This window comes from Dactylosporangium sp. NPDC051485, assembly GCF_040682015.1.
GTDB lineage: Bacteria > Actinomycetota > Actinomycetes > Mycobacteriales > Micromonosporaceae > Dactylosporangium.
Map to the genome: position 1 here is coordinate 1 of NZ_JBFAZW010000169.1, position 16,525 is coordinate 16,525.

At 75.1% G+C, this 16,525-nt stretch carries 16 protein-coding genes and 1 pseudogene; 5 read left to right on the forward strand and 12 right to left on the reverse strand.

The genetic code is table 11. The features are described 5' to 3' along the window. On the forward strand, nucleotides 1-430 hold a 430-nt coding region (locus tag AB0M46_RS48215), incomplete at its 5' end, for a helix-turn-helix transcriptional regulator (RefSeq protein WP_363347882.1). Between the two features lie 86 nt (nucleotides 431-516). Here AB0M46_RS48215 and AB0M46_RS48220 read toward each other — a convergent pair. The 8 genes from AB0M46_RS48220 to AB0M46_RS48255 form a co-directional block, all read right to left on the reverse strand. After that, nucleotides 517-2,457: a response regulator gene (locus AB0M46_RS48220; RefSeq protein ID WP_363347884.1), complete on the reverse strand. Its 1,941-nt coding sequence runs from the start codon at nucleotides 2,455-2,457 to the stop codon at nucleotides 517-519. After that, nucleotides 2,439-3,506: a chemotaxis-specific protein-glutamate methyltransferase CheB gene (gene cheB / locus AB0M46_RS48225; RefSeq protein WP_363347886.1), complete on the reverse strand. Its 1,068-nt coding sequence runs from the start codon at nucleotides 3,504-3,506 to the stop codon at nucleotides 2,439-2,441. Before cheB ends, AB0M46_RS48220 begins: the two co-directional genes overlap by 19 nt. Further along, entirely contained in the window at nucleotides 3,503-5,578 is a 2,076-nt protein-coding gene (locus AB0M46_RS48230; protein WP_363347888.1) for a response regulator, read from the reverse strand. Before AB0M46_RS48230 ends, cheB begins: the two co-directional genes overlap by 4 nt. Then, nucleotides 5,575-7,050, reverse strand: coding sequence for a methyl-accepting chemotaxis protein (locus tag AB0M46_RS48235; RefSeq protein WP_363347890.1), 1,476 nt, complete (start codon nucleotides 7,048-7,050; stop codon nucleotides 5,575-5,577). The genes AB0M46_RS48230 and AB0M46_RS48235 overlap by 4 nt, the downstream gene beginning before the upstream one ends. 32 nt (nucleotides 7,051-7,082) lie before the next feature. Continuing rightward, nucleotides 7,083-7,682, reverse strand: coding sequence for a chemotaxis protein CheW (locus AB0M46_RS48240; RefSeq protein ID WP_363347893.1), 600 nt, complete (start codon nucleotides 7,680-7,682; stop codon nucleotides 7,083-7,085). Next, a complete protein-coding gene (locus AB0M46_RS48245; RefSeq protein ID WP_363347895.1) occupies nucleotides 7,679-9,031 on the reverse strand; it encodes a protein-glutamate O-methyltransferase CheR in 1,353 nt (450 codons plus the stop codon). Before AB0M46_RS48245 ends, AB0M46_RS48240 begins: the two co-directional genes overlap by 4 nt. Then, a complete protein-coding gene (locus tag AB0M46_RS48250) occupies nucleotides 9,021-9,635 on the reverse strand; it encodes a chemotaxis protein CheW (protein WP_363347897.1) in 615 nt (204 codons plus the stop codon). Before AB0M46_RS48250 ends, AB0M46_RS48245 begins: the two co-directional genes overlap by 11 nt. 156 nt (nucleotides 9,636-9,791) lie before the next feature. Then, on the reverse strand, nucleotides 9,792-10,064 hold the full coding sequence (locus tag AB0M46_RS48255) for a hypothetical protein (protein WP_363347899.1): 273 nt from the start codon (nucleotides 10,062-10,064) through the stop codon (nucleotides 9,792-9,794). Between the two features lie 32 nt (nucleotides 10,065-10,096). On the opposite strand from AB0M46_RS48255, the gene AB0M46_RS48260 reads away from it, so the two are divergent. Continuing rightward, a complete protein-coding gene (locus AB0M46_RS48260) occupies nucleotides 10,097-10,570 on the forward strand; it encodes an NUDIX domain-containing protein (protein WP_363347901.1) in 474 nt (157 codons plus the stop codon). A gap of 59 nt (nucleotides 10,571-10,629) precedes the next feature. Here AB0M46_RS48260 and AB0M46_RS48265 read toward each other — a convergent pair whose 3' ends face one another. Further along, nucleotides 10,630-11,181 (reverse strand): XRE family transcriptional regulator, encoded by a 552-nt coding sequence (locus AB0M46_RS48265; RefSeq protein WP_363347903.1) that lies wholly within the window; start codon nucleotides 11,179-11,181, stop codon nucleotides 10,630-10,632. 49 nt (nucleotides 11,182-11,230) lie between these two features. On the opposite strand from AB0M46_RS48265, the gene AB0M46_RS48270 reads away from it, so the two are divergent. Continuing rightward, nucleotides 11,231-12,454, forward strand: a complete 1,224-nt coding sequence (locus AB0M46_RS48270; RefSeq protein ID WP_363347905.1) for a benzoate/H(+) symporter BenE family transporter — start codon at nucleotides 11,231-11,233, stop codon at nucleotides 12,452-12,454. Between the two features lie 71 nt (nucleotides 12,455-12,525). On the opposite strand, the gene AB0M46_RS48275 is transcribed toward AB0M46_RS48270, so the two are convergent. Genes AB0M46_RS48275 through AB0M46_RS48285 form a run of 3 tightly spaced genes read right to left on the reverse strand, consistent with a single transcriptional unit; the run spans nucleotide 12,526 to nucleotide 15,118 of the window. After that, nucleotides 12,526-13,104, reverse strand: coding sequence for a hypothetical protein (locus AB0M46_RS48275; RefSeq protein ID WP_363347907.1), 579 nt, complete (start codon nucleotides 13,102-13,104; stop codon nucleotides 12,526-12,528). Beyond that, entirely contained in the window at nucleotides 13,101-14,450 is a 1,350-nt protein-coding gene (locus AB0M46_RS48280; RefSeq protein ID WP_363347909.1) for a HAMP domain-containing sensor histidine kinase, read from the reverse strand. The genes AB0M46_RS48275 and AB0M46_RS48280 overlap by 4 nt, the downstream gene beginning before the upstream one ends. Next, nucleotides 14,447-15,118, reverse strand: a complete 672-nt coding sequence (locus AB0M46_RS48285; protein WP_363347911.1) for a response regulator transcription factor — start codon at nucleotides 15,116-15,118, stop codon at nucleotides 14,447-14,449. The genes AB0M46_RS48280 and AB0M46_RS48285 overlap by 4 nt, the downstream gene beginning before the upstream one ends. A gap of 121 nt (nucleotides 15,119-15,239) precedes the next feature. Here AB0M46_RS48285 and AB0M46_RS48290 point away from each other — a divergent pair, with 121 nt between their 5' ends. Beyond that, a complete protein-coding gene (locus AB0M46_RS48290) occupies nucleotides 15,240-15,545 on the forward strand; it encodes an STAS domain-containing protein (RefSeq protein ID WP_363347913.1) in 306 nt (101 codons plus the stop codon). Between the two features lie 235 nt (nucleotides 15,546-15,780). Continuing rightward, nucleotides 15,781-16,061 (forward strand): annotated as a pseudogene (locus tag AB0M46_RS48295) (transposase); the annotation flags it as partial. Nucleotides 16,062-16,525 lie beyond the last annotated feature (464 nt).

The window sequence follows — 16,525 nt, forward strand, 5'->3', positions numbered from 1 at the left end:
CGGCGACGAGCACGAGTTCGGCCGGTCGCTCGCGCTCCCCGCGCGGCCGTTCGAGCGGGCCCGCACCGAGCTGCTCTACGGCGAGTGGCTGCGCCGCGCCCGGCGCAAGGCCGACGCCCGGCGCGTCCTGCAGCAGGCCCTCGAGAGCTTCGAGCGCCTCGGCGCCCGGCCCTGGGCGGCCCGCACCCGCGCCGAGCTGACCGCCACCGGGTTGCCGGCCGCGGAGCCCTCGCGGCGGGCCGAGCCGGCCGGGGCCCGGCTCACCCCGCAGGAGCTGCAGATCGCCCGGCTGGCCGCGCGGGGACTGTCCAACAAGGACATCGCCGCGCAGCTGTTCCTGAGCCCGAAGACGGTCGCCTATCACCTGTACAAGGCGTACCCGAAGCTCGGCGTGGGCGCCCGCGGCGACCTCACCGCCCTGGCGCTCTGAGCCCTGCGCCGGCCACGAACCGCAGCACTGTCAGCAACGAGGGCGCCCCGAAGTCCCCCGCATGCACTCCATGCCCGGCCGGGTGGTCAGCCGCCGTCGGACACGTTCGGGGTGGACAGCGTGAAGGAGAAGGTGGCGCCGCGGCCGGGCTCGCTGCTGGCCCAGACCTGCCCGCCGTGGCGGTCAACGATGCGCTGCACGGTGGTCAGGCCGATGCCGGTGCCGGGGAACTCGGCGGCGTCGTGGAGCCGGCCGAACGGGCGGAACAGCTGGTCGGCCTTCTCGGCCGGGAAGCCCGCCCCGTTGTCGCGGATGAAGAACGTCGCGCCGTCGCCGCCGATGTCGATGGCCGGCTCGACGGTCCTGGTGGTGAACTTCCAGGCGTTGCCGACGAGGTTGGCGTACACCGCCCGGACCAGGTCGCCGTCGCACTCGGCCGTCAGCTGCGGGGTCACGGTGACCCGCACCTCGCGCCCGGGGTCGCGGGCGCGCAGCTCGTCGACGACGTCCTCGGCCAGCGCGGTCAGGTCGACCGTGCTGCGCTGGATCTGGCCGCGGTTGGCCCGGGCCAGCTGCAGCAGGGCGTCGATGAGGGCCTTCATGCGCAGGCCGGCGCCGTGGATGCGGTCGAGGTGCTGGGCCGTGGCCGGGTCGGCGTCCTCGGCCAGCAGCTCGCTGTAGCTCAGGATGGTCTGCAGCGGCGAGCGCAGGTCGTGCGAGACCGAGCCGCTGAACGCCTCCAGCTCCCGGTTGCGCCACTCCAGCTCCTCCACCAGCTGGGCGCGGGCCTCGGCGAAGCGGCGGGCGGCGCGCTCCTCGGCGGCCTCCATCTCCCGGCGCACCAGCTCGTCGCGGATGCGCCGGTTCTGCTCGTGCAGGTGCTGGCGGCGCACGTGGGCGCGGACGTGGGCGCGCAGGGTGCCGGTGCCGTCGCCGCGGCGCACGTAGTCGTCCGCGCCGGCGGCGAGGCACTCCAGCAGCACGTCGTCGTGGCCGACGATGATGACCGGCATGTCGCGCAGGCCGGGCACGGCCCGGATCCGGTCGCACAGCTCGCGCCCGTCGATCTCCGGCAGGTGCAGGTCGATCACGGTACAGTCGGCCGGCTCGACCGCGAGCACGGCGAGCGCGTCGTCGGCGCAGCGGGCCACGGTCGCCTCGTAGCCGTCCTCGTGCATGAGCGGCGTCATCCGGTCCACGTAGCCGGCGTCGGCGTCGACGAGCAGCACCCGCGCCGGGCGGGCGGTCCCGGCGCCGGGCAGCGGCAGCGCGGTGGCGCCCTTGCGCAGCACGGCGTTGAGCTTGGCCAGCACCACGGCGAGGTTCTCCTGCTTGCGCACGAACGCGTCCGCGCCGGCGTCGAGGATCTGCAGCTCGGTGGCGTAGTCGTCGGCCGCGGTGAGCAGCAGGCAGGGCACGTTGCGCAGGGCGGCGTCCAGCCGGACCCGGCGGATCACCGTGGCGCCGTCGATGCCGGGCAGCACGCCGTCGACGATCATCGCGTCGGGCGGGCGGGCGGCGGCGACGCGCAGCCCCTCCTCCCCGCTGGCCGACGTGGTCACGTCGTAGCCGGCGTGCTCGAGGGTCTGGCGCAGCATCTCGCGGAAGGTGCGGCTGTCGTCGATGACCAGCACGTGCCGGCGCGGCACGGCGGACGGGCCGCGGCGCATCAGCTCGCGGGCCCGGGCGACGACGACCGGCGCGTCGTAGGGCTTGCCGACGTAGCCGTCGGCCCCGGTGCGCAGGCCACGCAGCCGGTCGTGGACCTCGGCCGCGCTGGACAGCAGCAGCACCACCGTCGCGCCGTGGCGGGGGTCGCCGCGCAGCCGGCGCAGCAGCTCGACGCCGTTGCCGTCGGGCAGGCGCACGTCGAACACGGCCACGTCGAAGCGCTCGGCGTCCAGCATCGCGACGGCCTCGGCGCCGCCGGCGCACAGCACGGTGCCGAAGCCGTCCCCCTCGAACGCCTCGTGCAGGTCCATCCGGACGGTGAGACTGTCGTCGACGATCAGAACCGTGTTCGCCACGCCATCCCCCGCTCCTCGTCGCCGCGCGAGCCGAGCGCGGCCAGGCGGGCCCCGATCTCCTCCGGCGGCAGGCTCGCGGCGACCGCGCCGAGGGTGACGGCCTCGCTGGGCATCCCGTAGACGACGCTGCTGGCGGCGTCCTGGGCGTAGGTCGCCGCGCCGGCCCGGCGCATCGCCAGCAACCCGGCGGCGCCGTCGCGGCCCATCCCGGTGAGCAGGCAGCCGACCGCCTGCCGGCCGAGCTCCGTGGCGGCCGAGTGGAACAGCGTGTCGACCGCGGGCCGGCAGGAGTGCACCGGCGCGGCCGAGCTGACGTGCAGGTGGCCGTTGCGCACCAGCAGGTGCAGGTCCGGCGGGGCCATGGTGACCCGGCCGCCCAGCGAGGACAGCGCCTCGCCGCCGCGGGCGTAGCCGACGGCGTGCCCGGTCTGCTCGGCCAGCCAGCCGGTGAACACCTGCGCGAACGACTCGTTGACCGCGAGGTGCTGGACGTACAGCAGCGGGATCGCAAACCCGGCGGGCACCGCCTTCAGCAGCCGCACGATCGCGCCGGGGCCGCCGGTGGAGGCGCCGATGGCGATCGCGCGCACCCCCGCCGGGATCGCGGCGGGCACGGCGGGCGGCGGCGCGGGCGGGGTGGGCAGCCGGCGGGTCACCACCCGGATCCGCGAGACCACCTTGACCGCGGTGCGCAGCCGGCGCGGCCAGGTGTCGTCGGAGTTGTCGCCGCGCGGCTTCTCCAGCACGTCCACGGCCCCGGCGGCCAGCGCGTCGTAGGTGTTGAACAGCTCGCGCCGGTCGGCCGAGCACACCACCAGGATCGGCGTCGGGGCGACCGCCATGATCTGCTCGGTGGCGGCCAGGCCGGACATCTTCGGCAGTTGCACGTCCATGGTGATGACGTCGGGGCGCAGGCGGCGGCACAGCTCCACCGCGCTGGCGCCGTCGGTGGCCTCGCCGACGACGGCGAACCCGGACTCGGGCGTCAGCGCCTCGCGCAGGCACTGCCGTACCGTGGCGGAATCCTCGACGATGAGCACCCGGATCATGCCGGCGCACCGGCCAGGTCGCGGATGTGGGCGAGCAGCTCCTCCTGGTCGAACTCGCTCTTGACGATGTAGGCCGCGGCCCCGGCGGCAAGGCCCCGCGCCCGGTCCTCGGCCGAGGACCGGGAGGTCACGAGGATCGCGGGCACCTCCCGCTGGACCGGGTCGTTGCGGGTCTGCTCGACGAACCCGAAGCCGTTCATGCCGGGCATGTCGACGTCGACGAGGAACAGCGCGTACCGGCGGTGGCGAATCCGCTCCAGCGCCTCCTCGGCGGAGGCGGCGAGGTCGACGCGGTACCCGGCGGACTCCAGGATGCTGCGCTCGAGCATGCGGGTGGTGAGGGAGTCGTCGACCACCAGGATCGGCAGCATCGCGGCGGCCGCGGCCGGACCGTCCTGCTCCACCGCGGCGCCCGCGGGGGCGGCGGCCGGCGCGCTCACGGCGGCGGCCAGGCCCACCGGGTCGAGCACGACCCGCGGGTTGCCCTCGGCGTCCATGGAGACCCCGCCGACGACCGCGGCGGCCGGTGCGAGCTCCGGCAGCGGCCGCACCACCAGCGTCGAGGTGCCCAGGAGGCGGTCGGCGCCGACCGCGATCGCCCCGTCGCCGGCCGTCAGGATCACCGCGACGCCGCGCCCGCCGGCCGCGGGAGCGGTCCCGGCGAGCACCCGGTGCAGCGGCAGGAACGGCAGCACCCGCCCGTCGTGGGCCAGCGCGCCACCCGCGGCGGCCGCCTCGGCCTCGACGCCGCCCATCAGCACGCAGGTGCGCACGGTGTCCAGCGGCAGCGCGGCGAGCACCCCGCCGGCCTGCAGCACCAGCCCGGACAGCGACACCAGGGCCAGCGGCACGATCAGCTCCACCTCGGTACCGCGGCCCGGCTCGGTGCGCACCCGCACGTCGCCGCCGAGCCGCTCGGCGACGTCGCGCACGGCGTCGAGCCCGATGCCGCGACCGGAGACGCCGGTGACCCGCTCGGAGGTGGAGATGCCGCCCTGCATGAGCAGGCGCATGAGCTCGCGGACGTCGGCCTCGGCCCCGGAGGTCACCAGCCCGCGCCGCTCGGCCTGGCGGCGCACCGCCTCGAGGTCGAAGCCGCGCCCGTCGTCGCGGCAGCGGAACGCGGCGAACCGGCCGCGGCGGCGCACGTCGACGCTGACCCGGCCCTGCGCGGGCTTGCCGGCGGCGATGCGCTCGGCCTCGGGCTCCACGCCGTGGCTGACCGCGTTGCGCACCACGTGCAGCAGGGCGTTGCCGGCCTGGGTGAGCACGTGCGGGTCGAGGCGCAGCTCGCCGCCGTGGCTGTCGAAGCGCACCGCCTTGCCCTCGGCGCCGGCCACGTCGTACACGGCCCGGTGCAGCGCGGTGAGGACGGTCGCCGCGGGGACGAGCCGCAGCCGCTCGGCCCGGCCGCGGATGTCGTCGAGCTCCCGCTCCACCTGCTCGACGGTCTCGGTGAGCCGCCGGCCGAGCGCGGTGAGGTCGGCGGCGAGCGTGCCGGCCAGGGCGGCCCCGCGCTCGGCGGTGCCGCCGGCGCGCAGCTGCTCGGCGAGGTTCTCGGCGGTGCGCCGGGCCCGCTCGACCGTGGCCGTTTGGTGGCGCAGCGGGGCGAACCGGGCGTGCGCCTCGTCCACCGCCTCGAGCAACTCGTCGACGTCGGCCCCGGCCCCGCGTTCCGGCTCCGCCTCCTTTTCCCCCGGCTCCTCTTCCCCCGGCTCCGGTGCCGCCGGTTCCACCGGCTCCGGTGCTGGCGGCGGTGTGTCCAGCCCGGCCACCATCGCGGACATCTCGTCCGTGCGGCGCACCAGGTCGGCCACGACGTGCGACGGCACCGGCTCGGCGCCGTCGCGGTACGGCACCAGGATCTCTTCCAGCGCGTGCGTGAGGTCGGCGAGCCGGGCCTGGCGCACCACCCGGGCGGCGCCCTTGAGGGTGTGCGCGTGCCGCAGCAGCCGCGCCACCGCCTCCGCCTCGGCGTCGCCGGTCAGGTCGAGCACCCCCTGGCAGAGCTGCTCGACGAGCTCGCGGGCCTCGATCCGGAAGTACCGCAGCGGGTCCCTGGCCTGCGTCATGTGCGGCTGTCCGCGCTGACCAGCCGCAGCAGCGACGAGGACAGGCCGGTGAGGTGGGCGGCGGTCTGGCGGGTCTGCACCGCGCTGCTCTCGCTCTCCCGGGTCACCCGGGCGGTGTCGTTGACCGCCACGTTGACCTGCTCGACCGCCGTGGTCTGCTGCTTGGTGGACAGCTCGATCTCGCGGGCCGACTCGGTGGTGGTCGCGACCAGGTCGGCGATCTGCTGGAACGAGGCGGTCACCGCGTTGAACTGCCGGGTGCCGGCGTCGACCGCCTTGGCGCCGGTCTCGGTGGCCATCACGGTGGTGTTCACCGCGCCGCGCACGTCCTCGATCAGCGCCCGGATCTCCTTGGCCGAGCCCGCGGTACGGTCGGCCAGCTTGCGGATCTCGTCGGCCACGACCGCGAAGCGCCGCCCCCACTCCCCGGCCCCGGAGGCCTCGATGGTGGCGTTGATGGCCAGGATGTTGGTCTGCTCGGCCAGCTCCGAGACGAGGTCGACCACCCCGCCGATCTGCTGCGAGCGCTGGCCGAGCTCCAGCATGTGCTGCACGATGAGGTCGACCTGGCGGCGGATCGCGGCGATCGAGGCGCGGGCCTCCTCGATGGTGGAGTCGCCGGAGCCGGCCGCCGACGCCGTCTCCGAGGCGATCGTCGCCACCCGCTGGGCGCCGTCGGAGATCTGCCGGGAGGTGATGAGCAGCTCCTCGATCGTGGTGGTGATCTCGCTCATCGCCGTGGCCTGCTCCTGGGCCCCGGTGGCCTGCTGCCCGGCGGCCACCTCCAGCTCGGCCGAGGAGCTGCGGATGTGCCCCACGGTGCCGGCCACCTGCCGGGTCAGGGCCCGGCTGAGCATCAGCCCGATGACGACCATGAAGGCGATGCCGAGCACCGTGATGCCGACGACGACGCCGATGGCCACGCCGGCCACCGTCGAGGCGTCGCGCTGCTTGGCCCGCAGGTCGCGGTCGAGCAGCGTGGTGAGCGCGGTGATCTGCTTGTCGAGCGCCTCGCGCAGCGGGGCCACGGTGCTCTCGAAGACCGCGCTGATCTTCTCCAGGTCGGCCCCGGGCTGCATCCGCTGGTCGATGACGGCCTGCAGCGCGTTCTGGTGCCGCTGCTCGCCGGCCACCGCCTGGTCGAGCAGGTCGCGCTCCCCGGCGGTGGCGAGCTGGTCACGGATCTGGCCGGCCGCGTCGCTGAACCCCTGCCGGGCGGAGGTGACCTGCTGGGCGTAGCGCCGGTCGCCGGTGAGCAGGTACGCCCGCGCGGCGCTGCTCTTGGCCTCCACGTCGACGCGCAGCTCCCCGGCGGCGACGAGGCCCTTCACGCCGATGTCGATGACGGCGTCCTTGCCGTCCACCACCCTGCTCAGCGCCCACACCGCGAGCCCGCCGGTGATGAGGGTGAGCAGCGCCGTGACCGAGAAGCCGATGCCGAGCCGCCGCCCGAACGTCCACTGTCCTGCCATGGTTCGATCTGTTCCGTCCTGATTGTCCGGTCCTAGGGGTCTTCGCGGGCGTGCGGCGGGGCGAACCGCCCGACCGCGGCCTGGACAGCCGCCCGCACGGCCGCCACGTCGACGATGGGGCGGGCGCCGTCGGGCAGCGGCACGATGCCGCGCAGGCAGCCCTGCGGCCCGTGCCCGGCGGCCTCCTCGACGAGCGCGTCGCGGGGCATCCGCAGGTGCCCGTCGAGGCGCTCGAAGGCCAGCGCGACCGGCGGGGTGCCGGCGGCCAGCACGAGCCAGCGCGGGGTGTTCCCGGCGTCATCGGGGATCGCGGGGGTACTCCAGGTGCCCAGCACGGCGGCCAGCTCGTACACGGGCACGATGGCCCCGCGGAAGCCCGCGACGCCGAGCAGCGCCGGCAGCGGGCCGGGCAGGCGGGTCACCGGCCGGTCCGGGAACAGCCCGGCGGCCTGGGTGAGCCGCAGCGCATAGCGCACCCCGCCGGCCCGGATGGCCAGCAGGTCGTCGTGCCCGGCCACCTCCTGGCGGGGCGGGTCGGCGAACGAGCGGTCGAAGTCCTCGCGCAGCCGGGCCAGCCGCCGGTGCATGTCGCCGGCCCGGTGCTGCGCGCCGGTGTCCGCGGTGGCGGTCACGAGACGGCCGCCAGTTCCGCCCGGCACAGCGCGATGAGGGCGCTGCGCCCGAAGCCGCCGCCGAACAGCGCGATCCGCTCGCCGGTCTCCTCCCGCAGCAGCTGCACCGCCCGGTCCAGCTCCAGCTCGGCGTGGCGCCGGTCGCCGAGCCGCCGGGCCAGCAGGCCGAGGCGCATCCGCGGCATCGCGAACCGCGGGTCGAGCTGCGCGGCGATGCGGTGGTGCTGCTGGGCCGCGGCGTGGTTGTCGTCGCCCTCGAAGCAGTCGGCCAGCAGCTGATGGGCGTCGGCGTACAGCGCGTCGCGCTCCAGCAGCCGCCGGCACAGCTGCGCGGCGCGCCCGGTCTGGCCGAGATGGGCCAGCACGCAGCCGCGCACCAGCCACATGTCGGGCCGGTCGGCCTCGGCCCCGGTGATCGCCTCGAGCTCCTGCAGCGCCTCGCCGAACCGCTCCTCGGCCACCAGCCGCAGCACCCGCTCCCGGGGCCGCGGCCGCACCACCGGCGCGGGAGGCGGCTCGGCCACCCGCGGCGAGTCCTGGGTCCGCTTGTAGTAGAACGCCCCGTGGGAGTGGTGCACGTCCAGCCCCTGCGGGCGGCCGCCGAGCGTGTCGGTGTGCCCGAGGAACAGGAACCCGCCCGGCGCCAGCGCCCGGGTGATCCGCTCGAGCACCGCCCGGGCCGTCTCCGGCGTGAGATACATGAGCAGGTTCCGGCAGAACACGACGTCGTACGTCCCGGGCGCGAACAGCACCGGGTCGTCCCTGGCCACGTTGTGCTCCACGAACCGCACCCGGCCGCGGATCCGCGCGTCGACCTCGACCCCCTCGGGCACCTGCTTGAACCAGCGCAGCCGGGCCGGCTCGGGTGCCTCGCGCAGCGACCACGGGGAGTACCGCCCGGCCATCGCCTTGCGCAGCGCCACCCGGTTGACGTCGAGCCCGACGATGCCGGCGTCGAGCAAGTCGGGCAGCCGCTCGGCCGCGACCATCGCCAGCGTGTACGCCTCCTCGCCGGTGGAGCAGCCGACGGACAGCATGTCGAGCCGGCCGCGCGGCCCGCGGACCCGGACCCGCTCGGGCAGCGCGACCGCGCCGAGCGCGCGGAACTGCTCGATGTTGCGGAAGAAGTACGTCTCGTTGATGGTCAGCGCCTCGGCGAGGATGGACAGCTCGGCCGTCCAGGCGGTGGCGAGGCGGTCGAGGTAGCCGCGGTCGGTGAGGCCGTGCTGGGTGGCCCGCTGCTGCAGGATCTCGGCGAGCAGCGTGTCCTTCTTGTCGTCGAACGCCATGCCGAGGCGCTCGGCGAGCAGCCGCCTCAGCCGCGCGACCCCGCTCGCTTCACGCGCCATCGACGTCTCCGCTTCCGCCCGTAGCACCGGCTCGGGCGCCGGCCGGCCGCGATACTTCGGACATATCGTCGTCTCCCCTCGGCCACGGTTCCTCGCCCGGCCGCCGACCGGTACCGGACCTCACGGCGGCGCACTCCGGGGCGGCCTCGGGGCGGTCGTCCCTCGGCCGCGGTTGCTCGCCCGTCCGCCAGGCGGTACCGGACGTCGCGGCGGCGCACTCCAGGGCGGCCTCGGGGCGCAGGAACAACAGGGGGCGGCCGTCGAGCACGCCGACCGCGGCGACCAGGCGGCCGGCGCCGCCGGGCGGTGGCTCCTGCGCCGGGGCGATGGCCCGCACGCCGATCACGTCGCCCGTGGCGAACGCGATCGTGCCGCGGGGGCTCGTGGCCGTCACGAACCTGGTCGGCTCGGCGCCCGGGTCGCCCAGCAGCCGCGCGGTGTCCAGGACCGGCACCGCGCCGCCGCGGATCACGGCCACGCCCAGCAGCGCCCCCTCACCGCCGGCCAGCGGCTGGACCGGCAGCGGCCGGACGGTCTCGACGACGGCCGCGAGCGGCAACGCGCACAACAACCGGCCCACACCGAAGATGAGCTGATCCTGCATCCGCGCCACCCCGCCCGGTTGATCAACGACGCTGGCCACAGGATATGACGGCATACGCGGCAAATGATCGGTTTATCCGACCACGGACCGGGAAACATGGCCCGCCGCCCACCCGATACGTCGTAGCACGCAGCACCCGGCCTGTCGGGTGGGCGCTCAGGCGGTGACCGGGCCGATACGTCGTGGCGCGCAGCACCCGGCCAGTCGGCACGCGAAGAGCGCGAGGGATACCAGGCCGAGCAGGGCGGAGGCGGCGGCCCGCGCGCCGAACGCCGGGCCGTGCTCGAGGCAGGCGATGAGCAGGATCGGGCCGGCGACGATGGGCAGAGCGACGAGGACCCCGGCGACCTGGGCGCCCCAGCGCCGACCGGCGAGCGACGAGCCGGCGACGAGCAGCGGCGCGAGCAGCAGCTTCAACACGAGCGTCACTTGGGGGCAGCCTACCCGCTATGGTCGGTACCGTGGAGACCAGGATCCGACCGGCCGCGCGGGTCGTCTGTCTCGACGCCGCGCAGCGCGTGCTGCTGCTGCACTGGCGGGACCCGGCCGACGGCTCGTGGCTGTGGGAGCCGCCCGGCGGCGGCATCGACCCCGGCGAGACGCCCCTCGACGCGGCGCGGCGCGAGCTCGTCGAGGAGACCGGGCTCGATCCGGCGGCGGTGCGCGCGGGCGCCGTCGACGTGGCGCGCGACCAGCGGTGGAACGGCGCCCGGTACGTCGGCGTCGAGCAGTTCTTCCTCGCCCGCTTCGCCGAGGACCGGCCCGTGCTGGTGCGCACCGGGCTGCTGCCGGACGAGCAGGAGAACCTGCACGACCACGCCTGGGTCGGGCCGGACGACCTGCCGGCGCTGCCCGACCGCCTCGAGCCGCCCGAGCTGGCGAAGGTCATCGCCGCCCTGGCCGGCCCGGCCAGCGCCTGGGCGCGGTTGGGCTAACGCGGCGAGCAGACCAGCAGGCCTGAGCCGGCGAAGGTCATCCCGGCCAGGCGGCTGAGCTAACGCGGCGAGCGGATCAGCAGGTTCGCCACCACTTCGCCGGGTCCGACGGTGCTGTACACGTGGGGCACGTCGGCCTCGAAGCGGATGTGCTCCCCCGCCCGCGCGACGAGCGGCGCGGGTCCGGGCCCGGCCCGCAGCACGCCTTGGTGCACGGTGACGTGCTCGGTCACCCCGGGCGCGTGCGGCGGTGAGTGCTGGACGACCCCGGGCCGTACCCGCATCCAGAAGAGCTCGAACGTCGCGCCCGCCTCCTCGAAGACCTCGAGCAGCGTCGCCGTGACCGCGGCGCCGCGCACGTCCACGGCGGCCCCCGGCGGATCCCCGGGGGCAAGGACGAGAGCTGTCAGCGGTACCCCGAGCGCTCCCGCCACCGCGTACAGGGTCTCCAGCGTGGGGTTGCGGGTCCCGTGCTCCAGCCCGGACAGCGTGGCCTTGCCGATGCCGGCCGACCGCGCCAGGGCCGACAACGACACGCCGCGCGCCTCCCGCAGCGCGCGCAGCCGCTCGCCCACCGCCGGATCGGCGCGGCTTGTCCCGACAGGCTCCACGGGATTATTGTGGCGTTCCGTTTACGGAACGATCGTCGAAGGGGCACACATGCGGCACCGCGGGCTGCTCCCCCCGATCCTGGCCGGCCTCGTCAGCGCGGTCGTCGGCTACGCAAGCTCCTTCACCGTCGTGCTGGCCGGCCTGCGCGCCGTCGGCGCCACCCCGGCCCAGGCGGCGTCGGGCCTGCTCGCGCTCTGCCTGGCCATCGCGGCCACGGCGATCGGGCTCGGGCTGCGGTACCGCATGCCGATCTCGATCGCCTGGAGCACCCCCGGCGCCGCCCTGCTCGTCGCCACCGGCCCGGTCCAGGGCGGCTTCCCCGCGGCCGTCGGCGCGTTCCTGATCGCCGCCGCCCTGATGGTCCTCGCCGGCCTGGTCCCCTGGCTGGCTCGGGCCATCGCCGCCATCCCCCGCCCGATCGCCGGCGCCATGCTCGCCGGCGTGATCCTGAGCCTGTGCACCGCCCCGGTGCGGGCCGTGGTCGAGCTGCCGCTGCTGGCCACCCCGGTCATCCTGGTCTGGGCGGTGCTGTTCAGGCTGGCCCGCCAGTGGGCCGTCCCGGGCGCCCTGGCCGCCGCGGTGATCGCCATCGCGGTGCACGGCCCGGGCGGCGGCCTGTCCGGCGCCGCCCTGCGCCCCAGCGCCCTGCTGACGCCGCCCACGCTGAACCCGTCGGTGCTGGTGAGCATCGCGGTGCCCCTGTTCCTGGTCACCATGGCCGCGCAGAACGTCCCCGGCATGGCGGTCATGGCCACGTACGGCTACGAGCCCCCGCTGCGCCCGCTGCTCGTGACCACGGGCCTGGCCAGCGCGCTCGCCGCCCCGTTCGGCGCGCACGCGGTCAACCTGGCCGCGATCACCGCCGCCCTGACCGCCGGCCCCGACACCCACCCGGACCCGCGGCGGCGCTGGGTCGCCACGGTGGCCCTCGGCGCCGGCCAGCTGACCCTGGGCCTGGGCGCGTCTCTGGCGATGGCCCTGGTCCTGCTCTCGCCCCCGCTGCTCGTGATCGCCGTGGCCGGCCTGGCCCTGCTGCCAGCGCTGGGCTCGTCGCTGGCCAACGCGGTGACCGAGCCGGAGGGCCGCGAGGCCGCGGTGGTGACGTTCGTGGTCACGGCGTCGGGCACGACGATCCTGGGCATCGGCTCGGCCTTCTGGGGACTGGTCGCGGGCGGCCTGACCGCCCTGCTGCTGCACCGCCGCCGCCCGTCCCCGCCCGCTCCCGCCGAGGCACCGCCCCTGGTCGCCGCGCCGAGCGGCGATCCTCGCTGAGCGGGCCCGCCCGCGCCCGTCAGGGCATGACCGGTTCACCGCTCGAGTGGTTGTCCCGGGTGCGGTCGAGCTCAGCGCCGGATCAGGCTCGCGTAGTCGGCCTCGGTGAGTGGGTCGGAGGTCAGGGCGCCGTCGCCGCGGGGCACCTCCATCGGGCGGCTGCCGCGCACGAAGCGGACCGCCACCACGTCGGCCCGGGCGGCCAGGGTGCACACGATCTGGCCGAACGCCAGGATCTCGTCGTTGCGGATCATGTTGTCGCCGGCCAGACCGACCAGCGCGGTGCCGTCGCGCACCTCCACCCCGGTGATGAAGGCGGGGCCGATCAGCGCGCTGTCCAGGCCGTTGTCCCGCTCGACCGCGGTCGGGCCGGCGACGAGGTCCTGCAGCTGCTGGGCGGGCCCCGGGACGGCCTCGACCCGGCGGTCGACGGCGACGAGCTGGTCGTCGCGGACCAGGAACAGCCGCTCCACCGCGGTGCCGGGGGAGCCCGGCGGGGCGCCCATCGGTCCCTCGTAGGAGCCGATCGTGACCGACGGCTCGACGGGCCGGGGCGTGCTCTCGGTGGGCACCCCGCAGCCGGCCAGCGTCAGGCACAGGAGCAGGGCGGCGAGCGTTCCCGCCGTATCCCCGGCAGCTCGGCGTTTCACCGTACCCCCGGCAACTCGATGCGGAATCGGGCACCGCCGCCGGGCCGGTCCAGCACCCGCACCCGGCCCCCGTGCGCGGCCACGTGCTGCGCGACGAGGGACAGGCCCAGGCCGGTGCCGGCGTCGTTGCCGCGGGCGCCGGAGGAGCGGCCGCGGACGAACCGGTCGAAGATGACCTCGCGGTCGGCCGGGTTGACGCCGGGGCCCTCGTCGTCGACCTCGATCACGCCGTCGGCGCCCTCGGCCCGCACCCGGACCTCGATCGGCCCGCCGCCGTGGGTGACCGCGTTGTCGAGGAGGTTGACCAGCACCTGGCCGATGCGGCGGCCGTCGACGTTCCACTCCCCGGGCTCGCCGCGCACGATGTCCGGCGCCAGGCCGCGGCGCTGCACGGCGCGGCGGGCCAGCTCGGTCACGTCGACCGGGGCGAGCTGGGCCGGCAGGTCGCCGCGGGAGAGCTCGAGCAGGTCGTCGACGAGCGACTGGAACCGGGCCAGTTCCTCCACCACCAGGCCGGCCGCGGTCGCGGTCCGCTCGTCGAGCCGGTCCCGGCGCCGGTCGAGCACGCTGGCCGAGGCGGCCAGGGTCTGCAGCGGCGAGCGCAGCTCGTGGCTCACGTCGGCGGCGAAGCGGCGGTCCCGCTCGATGCGGCGGGACAGCTGGTCGACCATCTCGTTGAACGACGTCGACAGCCGGGCGAGGTCGGGGTCGGTCGCCGGGTCGAGCCGGGCGCTCAGGTCCCCGGCGGTGATGCCCTGGGCGGCGTCGGCGACGGAGCGCAGGGGGCGCAGGACGTAGCGGGTGGCGTACCAGCCCAGGCCCGCCCCGGCCGCCGCGCACGCCGCCGCGACCAGGCCCAGCACCCAGCCGAGGGTGCGCAGCGTCTGGTCGAGCTCGCGCAGGTAGTCGATCTCGTACAGCGCCGACGACGGGGTCAGCAGGATGCCCACCACGACGGCCGGCACCCCGTCCACCCTGACCCGCTGGATGCCCTGGCCGCTGCCGCTCACGAGGCGCTGCAGGCTCTGCGGTACCGCGTTGCCGGCGCCACTGTCGGCGTTGCGCGCGTACCAGCCGCCCAGGTGGTACACGAGCACGCGGCGGTTGCCGCCGGTGTCGAGGGAGCGCAGCATCCCGGCGATGTCGGGGTGCCCGGCCCCGAGGCCGGCCGCCACCACCCGCGCGTCGAACGTGGCCGACCGCACCGTGGCACGCTCCCGCCCGTTGAGCAGCGAGTTGCGGGTGATCTCGTACGACACGAGCGCCATCGACGCCGAGAGCGTCAGCGCCCCGGCCGCGAACCCCGCCACCACCCGGGTACGCAGGCCCGCCCTCCACCGCGTCATCGCTGCAGCTTGTACCCCATGCCGCGCACGGTCACGAGGTACCGCGGCTGCTTGGAGTCCTTCTCGATCTTCTGCCGCAGCCGCCCGACGTGGACGTCCACCAGCCGCTCGTCGCCGATCTCGTACTCCCACACCCGCTGCAGCAGCTGCTGGCGGCTGAACACCTGCCCGGGGTGCTCCCCGAGCTCGCACAGCAGCCGGAACTCGGTGCGGGTGACCGGCACGGGCTCGCCCGCGATGCGCACCTCCCCCGCCTCCGGGAGGATCTCCAGGTCGCCGAAGACCATGCTGGTGAGCGCCTGCACGGTGCGCCCGCGCCGGCGCAGCGCCCGCAGCCGGGCCGACAGCTCCTTCACCGCCACCGGCTTGACCAGGTAGTCGTCCGCCCCGGCCTCGAGCGCGGCCACGATGTCGTGGGTGTCGTCGCGCGCGCTGATCACCACGATGGGCACGTCGTCGCCCCGGCGCAGCTGCCGGATGCACTCGAACCCGTCCACCCCCGGGAGCATGAGGTCGACCAGCACGGTGTCGGCGGGCTCCTCCCGCTGCGCCACCAGTCCCTCCTCCGCGCTCGCCGCGCCGCGGACGGTGTACCCCTCGTCCTCCAGCGCCAGCGCCAGCGAGAGCCGGATCCGGTCGTCGTCCTCGATCACCAGCACGCCTGCCATAGGACGAATCATGCCGTCCGCGCGCGCCGGTCTACCAGCAGGCCTCCCCAGCGGGACCGAAGTCATAGAACCGTCACAGTTCCGGGGGATGTTCGCCACATGGAGGCCGAACCCTTGGAACATGCAGAGCGCCCCGGCCGACCCGGAGACCCCGGCCATCGAGGTCGTGATCACCGAGGAGCTCGACGCCGCCTCGGTGGCGCGCTTCGGCGCCCTCCTGCACGAGGCCGCCGACCTGCAGCCCTCCCACCTGGTGATCGACCTGGCCGGCTGCCCGTTCATCGACGCCGCCGCGATCGGCATGCTGCTGGACGTGCACCGCCGGATGTGGTCGACGGGCGGCCGCCTGACCCTGCGCTCCCCGAGCCCCCGCATCACGCGCACCCTCCAGCTGGCCCGCGTCGACCACGTCCTGCACGTGAGCTGACCCAGCCACCGCCCTTCCGCGCTACTCGCAGGGTTCAGGGCCCGCCCAGACCTGGGCCCAGGACGTGATCCGACTGCTGTGCGAGATCAACGACATGGCCCGCTCCGCCCGCACCGCAGGCGCCGACGCCATCGACCACCACCTGCTCACCGCCTACCGCAGCCGCTACGACACGATCATCGCCGCCGGTACCGCCGCCAACCCCTCGCCGCCGGGCAACCGTGCCCGCCCACCCGCGGTCAACCTGCTGGCCCGGCTACGCGGGTTTCGCCACCGACGTACTGCGCTTCGCCCACGACCTACGCGTCCCGTTCGACAACAACCCTCGCCGAACGCGACATCCGCATGGTCAAACTCCGGCAGAAGATCAGCGGCGGCTTGCGCACCTGGACCGGCGCCGAAACCTTCTGCACCATCCGCAGCTACCTCGCCACCACCCGCAAACACGGCATCAACGCCATCGAAGCCCTCACCGAACTCCACAATGGACGGACCCGGCTTCCAGAAACCACCTGAACAGTTACCATGAGCGTGCACCATTTGACATTGTCGTTACCGTTCGGGGCGGTGATTCCGGGCGAGGTCGGGGATAATCAATCGTATGGGGCAGTTGTCATTCTTCAGTCGCACTGAATTGGCTGCCATGCGTGACCGGACCAGGTCTCGGCGCTATTGTCCGGCATCGGAGCAGTTCCGTCGGGAACATGAGCGGCATCGAGCGTGGGGCCTTGCTCAGAGGCACGCCGAGAAGCTACGCCGCATCCATGGTGGCGTCCCCCCGGTGACCGCGGCCGACGATCAGCGGCCCGACCCGGCCCCCGCGCCGGTCCCGCCGACGCTACCGCCCGAACAGGCCGAACACCCCGCCGAACACCCCGCCGACCAGGTCGTCGCCGACCACACCGACCCCGCACCGCCGGACCGCAAGGACGGCGCCGCAGAGACCGGGCGCGCCCGCGCGGGCCGCCGCGCACCAACGC